The following is a 16,667-nucleotide window of genomic DNA, read 5'->3' as shown; positions in this document are numbered from 1 at the left end:
GACGCTGCTTTCGCGTCGCGGGGCTCGTGGATCACTGACCGATCGGTCCGACGTAGACGATCTTGCCGTTGTCGACCTTGTAGCCGTACACCGCGGGGGCCTGCAGCTCACCCGTGGAGTCCCACTTGTAGTGCTTGCTCAGTCCGTCCTTGTCGTAGTTCTTCACCCAGTCCTTGAGGTCGGCGCGGGTCTGCTTGCCCGCGTCGATGCCCGCCAGCAGCACGGTGGCCGCGTCGTAGCCCTCGATCGAGTAGGTGCCGGGAGCCGCGTTCGACGCCGCCTGGTACTGCTTCGCGAAGTCGGTCAGCAGCTCGCCCGGGATGCAGGGGCAGGTGAAGTACGCGTTCTTGGACGCGTCACCCGCGAGCTTGATGAACTGGTCGTCCTTCACGCCGTCCGGGCCCACGAAGGCGCCCTTGTAGCCCTTGGCGACGAGCTGCTGGTCGAAGGGCGCACCCTCGGCGTAGTAGCCGGCGTAGTAGACGGCGTCGGGCTTCGCGTTCATGATCTTGGAGATCGTGGCCGAGAAGTCCTTCTGGCCGGTCGTGACCTTGTCGGTGCCGGCGAGGGCGGAGCCGAGCGCCTCGCCCGTAGCGGTGCCGAGGCCGATGCCGTAGTCGGAGTCGTCCTGGACCAGGTAGACCTTCTTGGCCTTCAGCGTGTCGGTGACGAACTTGGCCGCGGCGGGACCCTGCTGCGAGTCGTTGCCCAGCGCGCGGAAGAACGTCGTCCAGCCGTTCTTGGTCAGACCCGGGTTGGTCGCCGACGGCGTCAGGTGCACGAGGCCCTGCTGCTCGAAGATGTTGCCGGTCGCCTTGGACTCGCCGGAGAACGGCAGGCCGATGACGCCGACGATGTCGGCCTCGCCGACGGCCTGGGTCACGGGGCCGGTCGCCTTGTCCGGCGTGCCCTCGGTGTCGAACTTCTTGAACTGCACCTGGCAGTCGGGGTTGGCCTTGTTGTGCTGGTCGATCGCGAGCTGCACGCCGTTGAAGATGTTGATGCCGAGCTGGGCGTTGGCGCCCGTCTCCGCCCCGATGTACGCGATGGTGGTCGTCGCCGCGCACTTGCCCTTGCCGTCGCCCGCGGGCAGGACCGCATCCTTGGGGGTGTCGACCGAGGTGACCGCCGGCACGTCGATTCCGCCTCCGCCGCTCGTGGAGCTCGGGCTGCCCGCCTTGTTCGCACAACCTGCGAGCAGGAGCAGGGCCGCTGCTGCTGCGACGCCCGCGGTGAGGGCCTTCTTTCGCATCATTTGTGATTGCCTTCCGATTCGGGTCATCGACCGCTCCTTGCGAACGTCGATGTCATCAAGGTGTGGTGAGCGTACCTCGTTGCACGCGCTCCGCGAACGACACTAGTCCGACGGGGTGCAGTTTTTCGCTCCCCCGCGACGAACGGGTATTCGGATCGTTACATGCTGTTCTCGGGATCGACACATTCCTCCGTCCATGCCGCACGGGCGGATCCGCTGCTCCGGCGACACGGATCGGCCCCCTCGAAGGCGAGGCGATAATCTGGGAACCCCATCCACGCTGTCGTCTGGAGTCCCGCGTGTCAGAACACACCGCCCACGCCAATATCGGAGTCGTCGGGCTCGCCGTCATGGGCTCGAACCTCGCCCGCAACCTCGCCAGCCGCGAGGGGAACACGGTGGCGATCTTCAACCGCAGCTACGCGAAGACGCAGGGCGTGCTGGACGCGCACCCGGAGGCCGGGTTCATCCCCGCCGCGACGTACCAGGAGTTCGCCGACAGCCTGCAGAAGCCGCGCACCGCGATCATCATGGTCAAGGCGGGCGCGGGCACGGACGCGGTGATCGACGAGCTGGTGAAGGTGTTCGAGCCGGGCGACATCATCGTCGACGGCGGGAACGCGTACTTCCCGGACACGATCCGCCGCGAGAAGGCGGTCCGCGCGACGGGCATCAACTTCGTCGGCGCGGGCATCTCCGGCGGCGAGGAGGGGGCCCTGACCGGTCCGTCGATCATGCCCGGCGGATCCGACGAGTCCTGGGTGACGCTCGGCCCGATCCTGCGTTCGATCGCGGCGGTCGCGGAGGGCGAGCCGTGCGTGACGCACGTGGGCCATGACGGTGCGGGCCACTTCGTGAAGATGGTGCACAACGGCATCGAGTACGCCGACATGCAGCTCATCGCCGAGGCGTACGACCTGATCCGTCGCGGCACCGGCAAGAGTCCGGCGGAGATCGCGGAGATCTTCGCCGAGTGGAACAGGGGCGAGCTGGAGTCGTACCTGATCGAGATCACCGCCGAGGTGCTTCGTCAGGTCGACGCCGAGACCGGCACGCCGCTGGTCGACGTGATCGTGGACCAGGCCGGCGCGAAGGGCACCGGTGCGTGGACCGTGCAGACCGCGCTGTCGCTGGGCGTCCCGGTCTCCGGCATCGCCGAGGCCACCTTCGCCCGTTCGCTGAGCTCGCACCCGGAGCAGCGCGCGGTCGCCGGAGCCCTCCCCGGCCCTTCGACGGGCTCAGGGACCGACGAGTTCACGGTGCCGGCCGACCAGGTCGACGCGTTCATCGAGGACGTGCGCCTGGCGCTGTACGCGTCGAAGATCGTCGCGTACTCGCAGGGCTTCGACGAGATCCGCGCGGGCGCCGCCGAGTACGGCTGGAACATCGACCTCGGCGCGATCAGCAAGATCTGGCGCGGCGGGTGCATCATCCGCGCCCAGTTCCTGAACCGGATCGCGGACGCGTACGCCGAGACCCCGGATCTGCCGGTGCTGATGACCGCGCCGTACTTCGCCGAGGCGATCGGCCGGGCGCAGGCCGCCTGGCGGCGCGTGGTCGTCCAGGCCGCGCAGGCCGGGATCCCCGCCCCGGCGTTCTCGTCGTCGCTGTCGTACTACGACGGGATCCGCGCCGACCGGCTGCCCGCGGCGCTCGTGCAGGGGCAGCGCGACTTCTTCGGCGCGCACACCTACAAGCGCATCGACAAGCCCGGCACCTTCCACACCCTCTGGTCCGGCGACCGCACCGAGATCGAAGCCGAAGACACCCACTGACGGCAGACTCAGAGACGCCGCCCCTGGCCGATGGCCGGGGGCGGCGTCTGCATGTCCCGCCTGCTCACACCTCGGTCACGCGACCGTTCTTCAGGCGGAGCCGGCGGTGAGCACGCTTGGCCACGGCGGAGTCATGGGTGACCACGATCAGCGTGAGGCCGTCGGCGCACAGCGACTCGAGCAGGGCCAGGATCTCGTCCCGCATCTCCTCGTCCAGGTTGCCGGTCGGCTCATCCGCGAGCAGGACCCTCGGCCTCTTCACGATGGCGCGCGCGATCGCCACGCGCTGCTGCTGACCGCCGGAGAGCTCACCGGGGAGGTGGTCTCCGCGATCGGCCAGACCGACGTGCGCCAGGGCCTCCTCGACCCGGGACGCGCGCTCCGGCACCGGCGTCTTCGTCGGCACCAGCGCCATCGCCACGTTCTCCCGCGCGGTCAGGGTCGGGATCAGGTTGAAGCCCTGGAAGACGAAGCCGACGTCCTCGGCCCGGATCCGGCCGAGCTCGGCGTTCGACGCCGAGGACAGCTCGGTGCCGGCCAGGATGAGGGACCCCGCGGTCGGGCGGTCGAGAGCGCCGAGGAGCTGCAGCAGCGTCGACTTCCCCCCTCCCGTCGGGCCCTGGATGGTGACGAACTCGCCGGCGCCGATCCCGACCGTGACGCCGGTGAGCGGCGTGACCTTCCGCCCCTTGGCGTCGTACGTGCGCGTCACGCCGTCGAGCCGGTACAGCGCCTCGGCCGGGGTGCCTTCGATGATGCTCATGATGTCCTCTCCAGTTCGGGATGCGTCTCAGGCGGCGGACCGCAGGGCTTCGGCGGGGCTGAGGCGGGCGGCACGCCATCCTCCGACGGCACCGGCGACGAGTCCGCCGAGAAGGGCGAGGCCCACGGCCGCGACCAGGATCCCGACGCTGAGCGGCGCGTGCAGCACGACGTCCTGCGCGGCGCCGGCGAGGCCTCGGAACGCACCGCCGCCGCCGCCACCGCCGAAGGCGCCCCCGCCGGCTTCGGCGGCCCGTCGTCCGAAGCCGGAGGCGGACGCGCCGGAGATGGTCGGGTGCACGAGATTGACCACGAGGATCCCGATCAGGCCCAGCGCCAGGCCCGCCGCACCGCCGATCAGCCCCTGGACCAGGGACTCGCCCGCGACCTGACGCACGATCCGCCCGTTGGACCAGCCGATCGCCTTGAGGGTGCCGAACTCGCGGGTGCGCCGGGCGACGCCGGACAGCGTGAAGAGCACGGCCAGCAGCACGGCGACGGCCAGCACGATGATCGACAGCCAGGTGCCGAGCCCCTCGATCATGCCGGCGGCGCTGGCGAGGGATCCGGAGACGGTCGAGGCCAGGTCGGCCTGCGAGCTCACGGTGGCGGTGGGGAGGGCCTTGGCGAGGGCGGCCTGCACGGAGGCGATGTCCGACGCGGACGCCGCCTTGACGTAGACGGTGGACACGACGTCGCCGGTGCCGGCGATCTTCTGCGCCGTGTCGAGCGGCAGGTAGACGTTCGCCGCGGTGTCGGCCGAGTCCGACGACGAGGTCACGATCCCGACGATCTTCACCGTCGACCCGCCCACGTCGATCGTGCTGCCCACGCTCAGGCTCTTCGAGGTGGCGTAGGTGCTGTCGGCCACGGCGACGAGCTGCCCGGCGTCCGCCGCGCCGAGCGCGCGCCCCGTGGAGACCTTCACCGAGGACAGCGGCCCGACCGACGTGTCGGCGGAGGGGTCGACGCCCAGGACGCTGAAGGAGTTGAGACCGAAGTTGCCGCCGCCGAAGCGCGGCCGCTCCCCCGTGCCCTGCCCCTGGCCCGCGCCCGACGGACCCGTGTCCGCGCCGGTGCCGCCCTGCGAGCCCTGCTGGGCGATCGACCCGTCGAAGGTGAGGTTCGTCAGGCTGAGCGCGCCGGTGGCCGCGGCGACGTTCGCGGTGCCCGAGATCGTCTTCACGCCTGCCGCGTCGATGGTGCCCCGCGCCGGAGAGGCGCGCAGCACCGAGGTCTTCAGAGTGGTGCTGCCGTCGCTTCCGGCGGAGCCCCCGGCCGCCCCGAAGTCGAACCGCTGGCCCGTGTCGCTGCCGCGCTGTGCTGGAGCGCCGCTGACCGTCAGGTCGGTGCCCACGCCGTAGACGCGCGCGAGCGCCTGGGTCTGCGCATCGCGGACTCCTGCGGCCAGCGCGTTCACGACGATCACCAGGGCGATCGCGATCGCGAGCCCCACCGCGACGATCACCGTCTGCTTCTTCCGCCCCGCCAGCTCTCGCCGCAGATACGTCCCGTACATGTCTCTCCTCTTCGGTCACTGCTGTGCTGGTGACGCTATGAGCGCGTTCTGGGGCGTGATGATGGCGATGCTATGCGCGCGCTAAGCACGCGCGTCGCGGAGCGGGACGGCACAGGATCCGCCAAGGCTCATAGAGCGTTCATAGGAAACTGAGGAGAATGGATCCCATGAACGATCACGCCACTGAGCTGCGCCGCCCCGATGGCTCTCCCCTGCGGATCCTCGCGGTCGACGACGAGCCGATGCTCACCGACCTCCTCGCCATGGCTCTGCGCATGGAGGGCTGGGAGGTGCGGACCGCCGGTTCAGGACTCGAAGCGCTGCAGGTCGCCCGCGACTTCGGCCCCGACGCCCTGGTCCTCGACGTCATGATGCCCGACCTGGACGGGCTCGGCGTCCTCAAGCGCCTGCGCGAGCAGGGCAACATGGTGCCCGTCGTGTTCCTCACCGCCAAGGACGCGGTGAGCGACCGGATCGCGGGCCTCACCGCCGGCGGCGACGACTACGTCACCAAGCCGTTCAGCCTGGAGGAGGTCGTCGCGCGGCTGCGCGCTGTGATCCGCCGCTCGGGCGGGGCGACCACGGACGCCAGCGACTCCATCCTGCAGGTGGGCGACCTCACCCTCAACGAGGACAGCCACGAGGTGGTCCGCGCCGGCGACGAGATCGAGCTCACCGCCACGGAGTTCGAGCTGCTGCGGTTCCTGATGCGCAACGAGCGCCGTGTGCTCTCCAAGGCCCAGATCCTGGACCGCGTGTGGAGCTACGACTTCGGCGGGCGCTCCAGCGTCGTCGAGCTCTACATCTCGTACCTGCGCAAGAAGCTCGACGCCGGTCGCGACGTCGCGCTGATCCACACGGTCCGCGGCGTGGGCTACATGATCAAGGCCCCGCAGCAGTAAGTCCGCCTCGATGGAGTCCTCGCGCCGATGAACCCGTTCCGCCCTCGCACGCACGGCCCGCTGTCGCTGCAGACCCGGCTCATGGCCGCCGTGACCGGCTTCGTGTCGCTGATCCTCGTGGTGATCGCGATCGCGACCAGCGTGGTGCTCGGCAACGTGCTCAACGGGCGGCTGCAGGACGAGCTGTCCGCGGCCAGCAAGAGCCTCGCCCGCGCCGCGGCCGGGAACGCGCTCGTCGGCAAGACCGTGCCCGACGCCGAGTCCCTCTGGGCGGGACAGACCGGTGTGCCGACCGGCACGCTGGTCATGGTGGTCTCCGACACCGGGGCGGTCACCGGCTCCTACGTGAACCCGGATCGCGTGGCGCAGGACCTCGGCGAGACGCAGCTGCGCCAGGTCATCACCGCGCTCAACGAGCAGCGGTACCAGGAGGAGGTCGGCGGCCTCGGCTCCTACCAGCTCGCCCACCAGTCGGTCGTCATCCCCGGCACACCGCGATCCTTCGAGGTCGTCACCGGCCTCCCCCGCGCCTCGGTCGAGGCGCAGATCACGACGCTGTTCTCGATGATCGCGCTCACGACGATCGGCGGACTCATCCTGCTCGCGCTCTCCACCGCGATCACGATCCGCGTCGCCCTGCGACCGCTCCGCGAGGTCGCCGCCACGGCGAACCGCGTGGCGAATCAGCCGCTCGACCGGGGTGACGTGTCGATCACCGAGCGCGTGCCCGCGGCGGAGGCCGATCCGCGCACCGAGACGGGGCTCGTCGGCGCCGCGCTGAACACGCTGCTCGACCACGTCGACGCCTCCCTCGCCGTTCGCCAGCGCAATGAGGAGCGGATGCGGCAGTTCGTCGCGGACGCGAGCCACGAACTGCGCACCCCTCTGTCGTCCATCCGCGGGTATTCGGAGCTGTCGCTGCGGGCGCTGTCCACCTCGTCCGCCCCGGAGGATCCGGCCACGGCCTCGGCTCACACCGCGCTGGAGCGCATCCAGGCGCAGTCGCTGCGGATGACCAGCCTGGTCGAGGACCTTCTGCTCCTCGCCCGGCTCGAGGAGGGAAGGGAGCTGTCGCTGTCCACCGTGGATCTGTCCCGGCTGGCGATCGAGGGCGTCGAGGACGCCCGACCCACCGCGCCGGAGCACGAATGGGCGATCGACGTGCCGGAGGAGCCGGTCGAGCTCATCGGTGACATCGGACGCCTGCAGCAGGTCGTCGCCAACCTCCTCGCCAACGCCCGCACGCACACGCCCGCCGGCACGCGCATCACGATCGCCGTCGCGACGGACGGGGACGACGCGGTGCTGCGAGTGCACGACGACGGCCCCGGCATCGACCCCGCGGTGCGGGACGAGCTGTTCAGCCGCTTCGCGCGCGGCGACCGCTCCCGCAACCGCGCGACGGGCGGATCCGGTCTCGGCCTGTCGATCACCAAGGCGATCGTCGACGGGCACGGCGGCACGATCTCGGTGCAGAGCGCACCGGGCGACACAGCGTTCACCGTGCGCCTGCCGCGCGTTCCGCGCGCGCAGCCGACCGGCGCCCCGAACCCGCCCCTGCCTGCGCCGCAGGCCGACCGTGAACGTCCCGCGGAGGGCGGCCACGAGATGACCCGCACGGTCGGCGGTCACTGAGAGCGCCGCTCGCCCTTCCGCCCGGCGGGTCAGTATCCGGCGAACGCGTCGGTGGTGAGCCGGCGCGCGCCGCGCAGCGCGGGTGCGAGGTCCGCGATCAGGCGCGGCGGTCCCGACACGAACGCGTGACGGCGATCCAGGTCCGGCACCAGCGCGCGCAGCGCAGCCGCGTCGAGGCGTCCTCCGCCGGCCCACTCGACTCCGGCGGGCAGCTCCGCAGGACGGTCGGGCGTCACCACGACGAACCGGGCGCCCGATGCCGCCACCTCATCGAGGTACGCGCACTCCTGCGCCGAGGACGCGACGAGCACGAGCACCGCGTCGGCGCGGTCGCCGGCGCCGAGCTGCGACACGAACGGCGTGACGCCGATCCCCGCCGCCACGAGAAGGACCGGCACGTCGGGGCCGGGCAGCACGAAGTCGCCCCAGACGCCGGTCGCGGTGAGCACGTCGTCGATCTGCACGACGCCGAGCGCGCGCTTGTACGACGAGCCGGGCTCGGCCTCGCGGTAGGCGATGCGCACGAAGGGCAGCTCATCCGGCGCGGACGCGATGCTGAACTCGCGACGCGTGCCGCGGGCGTCGGGGCGGCGATGCGGCACCTGCAGCTCCAGGTACTGGCCGGGGACGAAGCGCAGCCGGCGCCGCGTGCGGAAGGTGAGCTCGTCCACGGTGGGCGTGAGAGCCCGGCGGCGCACGAGGGACAGGCGGATCCCGGCGCGTCCGACGAGCACGGCCGCGAGCAGGTTGCCGACCAGCAGCGCGCGCTCCTGTCCGAGGGTGATGATCCCGAGGTTCAGCGGCCAGCCCGCGAGGACCGCCACCGCGGCCGCGACGAGCAGCCGCTGCCCGCGGCGGGCGGGCAGCGTGAGCGGCTCGCTCAGCATGAACGCGCCGAGGAACAGCACCGGCGACTGCAGCAGCGCCGACGTGAGCAGCGAACCGGTGTCGACCGCGAGGCCCGCGGCGGCCGACTGCGCGGAGAGCCGCGCCACCGACACCCCCGCGTACACGACGACGAACAGCAGCACCATGGTGAGCCGCTCGGTGAGCCACAGCACGAGCAGCCCGAGCACGATCACGGGCACCGCCATCGTCGGGGTGCCGATCCACCAGGCGGAGAAGCCCAGCCCGGTGAGCGTCAGCACCGTCGCGCCGACCGCCGCCGGATTGAGCAGGTGGCGTCCGCGCCACACCAGCACGTATTTCGAGGCGCTCGCCGCGACGCCCGCCAGGGCGATGCCGCCGACCTGGTCGGGGTTCGCCCCCGGCTGCACGACGAAGAGGAGGATCAGCGCCGTGATCAGCGAGGACTCGATCCGCCGGGGCACACGCAGCAGCGCCTGCGCGACCGCGTCCGTGCAGAACGTGGCGAGCAGCAGCACGCCAAGGCTCGCGACGAGGTCGAGCGGCGTGACGCCGATCCATCCCGCCGCCGACTCGGCCACCGCGATCGCGGTCAGGGCGATCAGCGCGTACAGCGTCAGCCGGTACATCGACAGCCGTCCCAGCTGACCGAGCACCCTCTGGCGCACCTCGACGAGCGTCGCGATCACGCGAACACCTCCATCCGACTCCCGGCCGACCATTCGACCACGCCCGCGGTGGTCATCCGCACCCATTCCACACCGAACTGCGCGGCGAACTCCGCACCCCCGTCGAAGAAGAGCGCCGTGGCGGCCGCGTCGGCCAGCATCGCCTCCCCTGCGATCGCCCAGGTCGCGGCGATCGTGCGCACCGGCTCACCCGTGCGGGCGTCCAGCACATGGTGCAGCCCGCCGTGCAGCCCCGGCCACGCGCGCCGGTTCACGGCGGATCCGCACAGCGCCGCATCCGTGACGACGGCGACGCCGATCGCCCGCGTCGCATCGAACGGATGCTCCAGCCCGACGCGGAGGGGTCCTCCGCGTCGGCGGAGGTCGCCTCCGGCATCGACGAGATGCTCGACGTGGCCGAGAGCGCCGAGAAGGTCGTGCACGACATCGACGAGCCGTCCCTTGCCGATCGCCCCGACATCGATGAGCGCCGGCGCGTGCAGCTCCAGGGCCCCGTCGTCCCAGGCGAGCTGCTCGGTCCAGTCGCGGGGCGCCGGCCGGGCCCCGTGGTCCTGCAGCGAGTACCCCGCGTCGTACCCCCGCGCCACCAGGCTGTCGCCCACGAGGGGCTGCACGGCACCGCCCGTGGCATCCGACAGGGCGCGGTAGAGGTCGAGCATGGCGACGGCGTCCGGCGGCGCGGGGACCTCCTGAGGCTCGGCGGCGAGCGCCGTCACGAGGGAGTCGTCGCGGAAGCGGGACCAGGTGTGGTCGAAGTCCTCGATCGCGTCCCCGATCGCCTCGCGCTCCCGGGCCGTCAGCGGCCGGGCCGTCTCGATCTCCCAGACGGTGCCGATCGCCTCGAACCGCCAGACGTCCACGCGTCGCTCAGCGCTTGGCTTCGGTGCGGATCTCGTCGAGCGCCTGCGTGAACCCCTTGCTGGTCAACGAGGATCCCGACACCCGGCTGACGGAGATGTCGTCGAGCTTCTTGCCCACCACCTGCGCGGAGATCCCGCCGATGAACTGCGCCTGGTAGTGCTTGGTCTCCGCGGCCTGCGGATCCCCGGTGACCTCGACCGCAGTCACCGCGTCGTCGTGCACCGTGATCGACACCGAGATCTTCTCGACCGTCTCGGGCGTCTGGTACGACCCGTCCGCGGTGTAGGTGCCGTCCTTGTAGATCGTTCCGGCTCCGCCCGTCGACGACGAGGAGCCCGAGGTCGCAGACGGGGTCGCCGTCGCCGTGTTCTGCGGCGGGGTCGTGTCCTTCGTCGTCTCGGCCGAGGAGGCCTCGGCCGCGCACCCGGCCAGGAGCAGCGTTCCGGCGATGCCGACGAGGGCGGATCCGTGACGTACCGGGGTCGAGAGCTTCATGGATCCAGCTTCCGCAACGCGCCTGTGCGTTCCCTTTGAGAAGTCCGTCTCCGACGTGAGCGGCGAAACGGCGAAGGGCCCGACCCGCGTGCGCCGGTCGGGCCCTTCGAGATCCGTCGTAATCAGGCGGCGCCGTCGAACATGCTCGTGACGGATCCGTCCTCGAACACCTGGCGGATGGCGGTGGCCAGCAGCGGCGCGATCGGGAGGATCCGGAGTCCAGGGAAGCGGCGCTTCTCGGACAGCGGGATCGTGTCGGTGACGACCACCTCGTCGATCGACGAGTCCTGCAGGCGCTCGCTGGCGGGGTCGGAGAAGATCGCGTGGGTGGCGGCGACGATCACCTTGCGGGCGCCGTTGGCCTTGAGCGCCTGAGCGGCCTTGACGATGGTGCCGCCGGTGTCGATCATGTCGTCGACGAGGAGACAGGTGCGCCCGTCCACGGTGCCCACGATCTCGTGCACCGAGACCTGGTTCGCGACCTTCGGGTCGCGGCGCTTGTGGATGATCGCGAGCGGCGCGTCGAGGCTGTCCGACCAGGTGTCGGCGACCCGCACCCGGCCCATGTCGGGCGAGACGATGGTGAGCGTCGCCCGGTCCTCGGCGGTCAGGGTGTCCTCGAAGTGCTTGAGCAGCACGGGCTTGGCGAAGAGGTGGTCGACGGGACCGTCGAAGAAGCCCTGGATCTGCGCGGCGTGCAGGTCGACGCTCATCACGCGATCGGCGCCGGCCACCTTGAGCATGTCGGCGACCAGACGGGCCGAGATCGGCTCGCGGCCGCGGCCCTTCTTGTCCTGCCGGGCGTACGGATAGTACGGCGCGACGACGGTGATGCGCTTCGCCGACGCGCGCTTGGCGGCGTCGAGCATGATGAGCGTCTCCATGAGCCACTCGTTGATCGGATCGCCGAACGACTGCACGATGAACAGGTCGCAGCCGCGGATCGACACCTCGAAGCGGGCGTACAGCTCGCCCGAGGCGAAGGTGCGGTGCTCGACCGGAGCGATCTCGGTGCCGAGCGCCGCGGCGACCGCGGCGGTCAGCTCCGGATGCGAGCGTCCGCCGGCGACGACGAGCCTCTTCTTGGTCTTGGCGACCAGTCCTGGCGCGATGTCGTTCTCGCGATCCAGCTCGACCGTCGTGTTCTTCTTGCGCCCCATCGGACCCGCCTATTCCGCCGAATCGGCACGCGCCGCATCTGCTGCGGCCGTGCCTGCTCTGTTCTTCTGGACCCACCCCTCGATGTTGCGCTGGGGTGCGACGCTCATCGCGAGAGCACCGGCGGGGACGTCCTTGCGGACGACGGCTCCGGCGCCGGTCTTCGCGCCGGCTCCCAGCCTAACGGGCGCGACGAGCACCGTGTGCGAGCCGGTGTGCACCTCGTCCCCGATCTCGGTGCGGTGCTTGTTGACGTCGTCGTAGTTCGCCGTGATGGTGGACGCGCCGAGGTTGACGCCACGACCGACCGTCGCATCGCCGACGTAGGAAAGGTGCGGCACCTTGGAGTCGTCGCCGATCTGGGCGTTCTTCGTCTCGACGTAGGCGCCGATCTTGCCGCCCTCGCCGAGGGTCGTGCCGGCGCGCAGGTAGGAGAACGGGCCGACGGTGGCGCGCGCACCGATCACGGCGAGCGTCGCCTCGGAGCGGCGCACCTCGGCGTCCTCCCCCACCTCCGTGCTGACAAGGGTCGTGTCGGGGCCGATCACCGCACCGGTCGCGACCGTGCTGGCGCGCAGGATGTGCGTGTTCGGCAGGATCGTCACGTCGGGGGCGAGCGTCACGTCGTCGTCGATCCAGGTCGTCGCCGGATCCTGGATCGACACCCCCTCGCGCTGCCAGCGGCGCACGATGCGGTCGTTCAGGGTGCGCGCCGCCTCGGCGAGCTGGATCCGGTCGTTGATGCCGAACGTGGCGGCGGTGTCGGCGGCGATCTCGACCGCCACCTTCTGGTCGTGCTCCCGCAGCAACCCGATCACCGTGGTCAGGTACATCTCGCCCTGGGCGTTGTCGGTGGTCACCTGCGCGAGCTCCGCGCGCAGCAGTCCGGCGCGGAACACGTACACGCCGGCGTTGATCTCACGCGTGGCCTTCTCGGCGTCGTCCGCGTCCTTCTGCTCGACGATGCGGGCGACGTCTCCGGCCTCGTCGCGGATGATCCGCCCGTATCCGGTGGGGTCGTCGACGATCGCGCTCAGCACGGTCGCCGCGGCGGACGCCGCGCGGTGCGCGTCCACGAGGCCCTGCAGCGTCTCCTCCTCCAGCAGCGGCACGTCGCCGGAGAGCACGAGGACGTCGCCGTCGAAGCCGGAGGGCAGCGCGTCGAGCGCGACCTGCACGGCGCGGCCGGTGCCGGGGATCTCGTCCTGGTCCACGATGACCGCGTCCGGGTGCTCGCTCGCGAGAGCCGCCACCACCTGGTCGCGCTCGTGGCGCACCACGACCTCGACGGTCTCCGCGCCGAGCCGCGACGCCGTCGCGAGCACGTGCCCGACGAGCGTGCGCCCGCCGATCGGGTGCAGCACCTTGGGAAGACGGGACTTCATGCGCGTGCCCTGACCGGCGGCGAGCACGATGATGGCGAGTGCGTTCTGCGTCATGCTCCGCCGCCAGGATTCGAACCCGGACCTCACAGCTCCAAAGGCTGTCGTGCTGCCATTACACCACGGCGGACCGCGGACGCCGGGTGCGACGGCCGCCCCTCAAGTCTGCCAGACCCCGCCGTACGTGACCGGCACGGAACCCGGCGGCAACACCCCTGTAACGTCCCTGCGTCACGCTTGTCCGATGAACATCCGCATCACCCGGGTGCACACCCCGACGCCGGAGCTGGAGCGCTTCCTGACCGACCATCTGCGGGACATGGAGGCCACCGCGCCGCCGGAGAGCCGGCACGCGCTCGACATCGCCCGCCTGCTCGCGCCGACCGTGCGGCTGTTCACCGCGACGGTCGACGGCGTCCTCGCCGGCACCGGCGCCCTGGCCGCGCTCGAGCCGGGTCACGAGGAGCTCAAATCGATGCGCACCGCTCCGGCCATGCGCGGCAGAGGGGTGGCGTCGGTCATGCTCGCCGCGCTCCTCGACGACGCACGCGACCGCGGCATCGGCCGGGTGTCCCTGGAGACCGGCGCCGACGACTTCTTCTGGGCCGCGCATCGCCTCTACACCCAGGCGGGGTTCGACGAGTGCGAGCCGTTCGGGCGCTACACCGACGATCCGCACAGCCTCTTCATGACGATCCGCGTGGCACCGCGGACGCTGCCGGTCAGCATCGCCACCGGCCCGCAGCCGGTGCCGGGAGCCCTCGCCCCCGTCCCGCGATAATGGACGGATGAGCATCGATGCGGAACGGACCGGCGACGAGGTCGACCGGATCGTCGCGGCGTGGAACACGCAGCGTCCGGATCTGGACTTCTCCCCGCTCGAGGTGCTCTCCCGCGTCGACCGCCTCTCGCGGCTGCTGGACCGCGCCCGCCGCGACGTGTTCCGCCGCAGCGACCTGGAGACCTGGGAGTGGGATGTGCTGTCGGCGCTGCGCCGGGCGGGCTCCCCGTTCCAGCTCAGCCCGAAGCAGCTGCTGCAGCAGACCCTCGTCTCCAGCGGCACGATGACCAACCGCATCGACCGGCTGGTCGGCCGGAGGCTGGTGCGCCGCGAGGCGGATCCGGACGACGGTCGCAGCGTCCTGGTGACGCTCACCGACGACGGCAGGCTGCGCGTGGATGCGGCGATCACCCGCCTCGTCGACGCCGAGGCGACCCTGCTGTCCGCCCTGGGCCGCGGCGATCGCGAGCGCATCGCCGCCCTGCTGCGCAAGCTCAGCCTGAGCTTCGACGCCTGACGCGCGACGGTCGCCCGATCAGTCGCGAGGATCGACGAGCACCACGACCTTGCCGGTGACGTGCCCGGTCTCGACCCGCTCCTGCGCGGCGGCGAGATCGCTCAGGCGGAACTCCGAATCCAGGTGCACGGTGAGACGGCCCGCATCGGCGAGCGCGGAGATCTCCGCCAGCTGAGGCCCGTTCGCGGCGACCAGGATCCGCCGGACCGGATCCGCTCCCCCGGCGCGGAGCTCCGCCTCCTGCGCTGCGGAGTACCCGGTGATCGTGACGACCGCGGTCCCCTCGCGGATCGCGCCGCGCGGCGGGAGCGTGTCCGAGACCGTGACGATGACCGCGTCCACCGGTTCGATCGCGGCGAGCGCGTCGTCATCGTGATGGTCGACCATCTCGTCCGCGCCCCACGCGGTGACGAGTTCCTGCTTCGCCGGACGGGCGGTCGCGATGACGTGCGCTCCGCGCACCTTCGCGAGCTGCACCACGAGGTGTCCCACTCCGCCGGCGCCGCCGAGCACGAGCACGCGTGCGCCGTCGTCCGCGCCGACGCCGGCGGCGTCCAGGGCCTGCCACGCGGTCAGCGCGGCGAGCGGGGCGGCGCCCGCCTGGGCAGCGCTCCACGCGCGCGGCGCCGCCGCGATGTCGGAGACAGGGAGGGCCACGAGCTCGGCGAGGGTGTGCCCCGCCTCGGGGAAGCGCGCGAGCGCGAACACCGCATCCCCCTCGCTCCACCCCGCCACGCCGGGTCCCACGGCGACCACGGTTCCCGCGACGTCCCAGCCCGGGCGCTCGGTGTAACGGATCGCACCGAAGTCGTGCCCCGCCGCGCGGATCTTGACGTCGACGGGGTTGAGTCCGACCGCCGCGACACGGACGAGGACCTCTCCGGCGCCGGCGACCGGCGCGTCGACCTCCTGCACGGCGATGACCTCCGCGGCAGGCCCCGCGGACGAGTAGACGGCTGCGCGCACGACGACTCCCCTCAGACCTGGGCCGGAGTCCACTCGGACACGCTGCTGAGTCGCGCGACCTCGTCGGCGGAGAGCTCGAGCCGGCCTCCTGCGAGCAGGTCGGGCACCTGGTCGACCGTGCGCGCGCTGGCGATCGGGGCCACCACGGCCGGCTGCGCGCGCAGCCAGGCGAGCGCGGTCGCCGTGATCGAGGCGCCGTGCGCCTCCCCGATCTCCTCGAGCGCGTCGATGATGCGCAGGCCGTGTTCCGTGGCGTACTTCGCGGCACCGGCCGCGCGCGGTGAGGCCTGTCCTGTCGCGTCGGCGGACCGGTACTTCCCGGTGAGGAAGCCGCTGGCGAGGGCGTAGTACGGGATGAGGCCGAGCCCGAACTCGGTCGCGAGCGGGACGATCGTCTCCTCGACCTCGTTGCGGTGCACGAGGTTGTAGTGCGGCTGCACCGCGACCGGCAGGGCGACACCCGTCGACCGGGCGATCTCGATCCACTCCCGGATGCGGTCGGCCGAGTAGTTCGACACGGCGACGTTACGCACGAGACCGTCCTCGACGAGCTGTCCGAACGCGGCGACCGTCTCCTCGAGGGGCACGGTCTCGTCGTCGAAGTGCGCGTAGTAGAGGTCGATGGCATCCACGCCGAGCCGGCTCAGCGACGCCTCGGCCGCACGCCGGACGTTCGCCGCCGACAGCCCGCGGAACTGCGGGTGCTGGCTGACCTTGGTGGCGACGACGAGCCCCTCGGGCCGGCGCGAGGCGAGCCACTCGCCGATGATCGTCTCGCTCTCGCCGCCGCTGTTGCCCTCGACCCAGGCGCTGTACGCGTCCGCCGTGTCGATGAAGTCCCCGCCCCCCGCGACGAACGCGTCGAGCACGGCGAACGACGTGTCGCGATCGGCGGTCCAGCCGAACACGTTGCCGCCGAGCGAGAGCGGGAAGACGGACAGGTCACTGGATCCGATGCGAGTCATATCCGGGGCAACCGCGCATCCGCACGGACTATTTCCCCGTGACGCCCTATTTCCCCGTGACGCCGCATGACGCCCGCCCCGGGACGCGGCGGATGCGGAGTTCGAGACGCGCCGCAGCGCGAACTAGGCTGGGCCGAA

At 71.3% G+C, this 16,667-nt stretch carries 15 protein-coding genes and 1 tRNA gene; 5 read left to right on the top strand and 11 right to left on the bottom strand.

Annotated features, from left to right (window positions below; translation table 11 throughout):
• Positions 1-31: 31 nt before the first annotated feature.
• Complete coding sequence (locus NFX31_RS05300; RefSeq protein WP_045251381.1) at positions 32-1,255, bottom strand: branched-chain amino acid ABC transporter substrate-binding protein; 1,224 nt, start codon at positions 1,253-1,255, stop codon at positions 32-34.
• Positions 1,256-1,605: 350 nt separating this feature from the next.
• On the opposite strand from NFX31_RS05300, the gene gndA reads away from it, so the two are divergent.
• On the top strand, positions 1,606-3,030 hold the full coding sequence (gndA, locus tag NFX31_RS05295; RefSeq protein ID WP_248700480.1) for an NADP-dependent phosphogluconate dehydrogenase: 1,425 nt from the start codon (positions 1,606-1,608) through the stop codon (positions 3,028-3,030).
• Positions 3,031-3,094: 64 nt separating this feature from the next.
• On the opposite strand, the gene NFX31_RS05290 is transcribed toward gndA, so the two are convergent.
• Positions 3,095-3,793, bottom strand: a complete 699-nt coding sequence (locus tag NFX31_RS05290) for an ABC transporter ATP-binding protein (protein WP_175491312.1) — start codon at positions 3,791-3,793, stop codon at positions 3,095-3,097.
• 27 nt (positions 3,794-3,820) lie between these two features.
• A complete protein-coding gene (locus tag NFX31_RS05285; RefSeq protein ID WP_091480755.1) occupies positions 3,821-5,311 on the bottom strand; it encodes an ABC transporter permease in 1,491 nt (496 codons plus the stop codon).
• A gap of 167 nt (positions 5,312-5,478) precedes the next feature.
• Here NFX31_RS05285 and NFX31_RS05280 point away from each other — a divergent pair, with 167 nt between their 5' ends.
• Together NFX31_RS05280 and NFX31_RS05275 are read left to right on the top strand one after the other, a co-directional pair.
• Complete coding sequence (locus NFX31_RS05280) at positions 5,479-6,213, top strand: response regulator transcription factor (protein WP_045251472.1); 735 nt, start codon at positions 5,479-5,481, stop codon at positions 6,211-6,213.
• 27 nt (positions 6,214-6,240) lie between these two features.
• On the top strand, positions 6,241-7,848 hold the full coding sequence (locus NFX31_RS05275; RefSeq protein ID WP_082072392.1) for a sensor histidine kinase: 1,608 nt from the start codon (positions 6,241-6,243) through the stop codon (positions 7,846-7,848).
• Positions 7,849-7,877: 29 nt separating this feature from the next.
• Here the strand turns inward: NFX31_RS05275 and NFX31_RS05270 are convergent, their stop codons facing one another.
• The 6 genes from NFX31_RS05270 to NFX31_RS05245 all read right to left on the bottom strand — a co-directional run bounded on the left by NFX31_RS05270 (position 7,878) and on the right by NFX31_RS05245 (position 13,430).
• Positions 7,878-9,404 carry an FAD-dependent oxidoreductase gene (locus tag NFX31_RS05270; RefSeq protein ID WP_338101494.1) on the bottom strand — a complete coding sequence of 509 codons (1,527 nt, stop codon included), beginning with the start codon at positions 9,402-9,404 and terminating at the stop codon, positions 7,878-7,880.
• A complete protein-coding gene (locus tag NFX31_RS05265) occupies positions 9,401-10,264 on the bottom strand; it encodes an FAD:protein FMN transferase (RefSeq protein ID WP_045251377.1) in 864 nt (287 codons plus the stop codon). Before NFX31_RS05265 ends, NFX31_RS05270 begins: the two co-directional genes overlap by 4 nt.
• A 7-nt stretch (positions 10,265-10,271) precedes the next feature.
• Positions 10,272-10,760, bottom strand: coding sequence for an FMN-binding protein (locus NFX31_RS05260; protein ID WP_045251376.1), 489 nt, complete (start codon positions 10,758-10,760; stop codon positions 10,272-10,274).
• A 122-nt stretch (positions 10,761-10,882) separates the two neighbouring features.
• A complete protein-coding gene (locus NFX31_RS05255; RefSeq protein ID WP_045251375.1) occupies positions 10,883-11,920 on the bottom strand; it encodes a ribose-phosphate diphosphokinase in 1,038 nt (345 codons plus the stop codon).
• 9 nt (positions 11,921-11,929) lie between these two features.
• On the bottom strand, positions 11,930-13,357 hold the full coding sequence (gene glmU / locus NFX31_RS05250) for a bifunctional UDP-N-acetylglucosamine diphosphorylase/glucosamine-1-phosphate N-acetyltransferase GlmU (protein WP_262956940.1): 1,428 nt from the start codon (positions 13,355-13,357) through the stop codon (positions 11,930-11,932).
• 1 nt (position 13,358) lies between these two features.
• A tRNA-Gln gene (locus NFX31_RS05245) sits at positions 13,359-13,430 on the bottom strand.
• A 114-nt stretch (positions 13,431-13,544) separates the two neighbouring features.
• Between NFX31_RS05245 and NFX31_RS05240 the strand changes: the two genes are divergently transcribed.
• Both NFX31_RS05240 and NFX31_RS05235 read left to right on the top strand, forming a co-directional pair.
• Positions 13,545-14,081, top strand: a complete 537-nt coding sequence (locus NFX31_RS05240) for a GNAT family N-acetyltransferase (RefSeq protein ID WP_045251373.1) — start codon at positions 13,545-13,547, stop codon at positions 14,079-14,081.
• A 7-nt stretch (positions 14,082-14,088) separates the two neighbouring features.
• Entirely contained in the window at positions 14,089-14,598 is a 510-nt protein-coding gene (locus NFX31_RS05235; protein WP_091740482.1) for a MarR family winged helix-turn-helix transcriptional regulator, read from the top strand.
• An 18-nt stretch (positions 14,599-14,616) separates the two neighbouring features.
• On the opposite strand, the gene NFX31_RS05230 is transcribed toward NFX31_RS05235, so the two are convergent.
• Both NFX31_RS05230 and NFX31_RS05225 read right to left on the bottom strand, forming a co-directional pair.
• On the bottom strand, positions 14,617-15,564 hold the full coding sequence (locus tag NFX31_RS05230) for an NADP-dependent oxidoreductase (protein WP_262956939.1): 948 nt from the start codon (positions 15,562-15,564) through the stop codon (positions 14,617-14,619).
• 11 nt (positions 15,565-15,575) lie between these two features.
• Complete coding sequence (locus NFX31_RS05225) at positions 15,576-16,529, bottom strand: aldo/keto reductase (RefSeq protein WP_045251370.1); 954 nt, start codon at positions 16,527-16,529, stop codon at positions 15,576-15,578.
• Positions 16,530-16,667: the final 138 nt, after the last annotated feature.

The sequence above is a fragment of the Microbacterium azadirachtae genome, from assembly GCF_025583665.1.
GTDB lineage: Bacteria > Actinomycetota > Actinomycetes > Actinomycetales > Microbacteriaceae > Microbacterium > Microbacterium azadirachtae.
The sequence above is the reverse complement of the archived record's forward strand: the minus strand, read 5'-3'. Positions and strand labels throughout refer to the sequence as shown.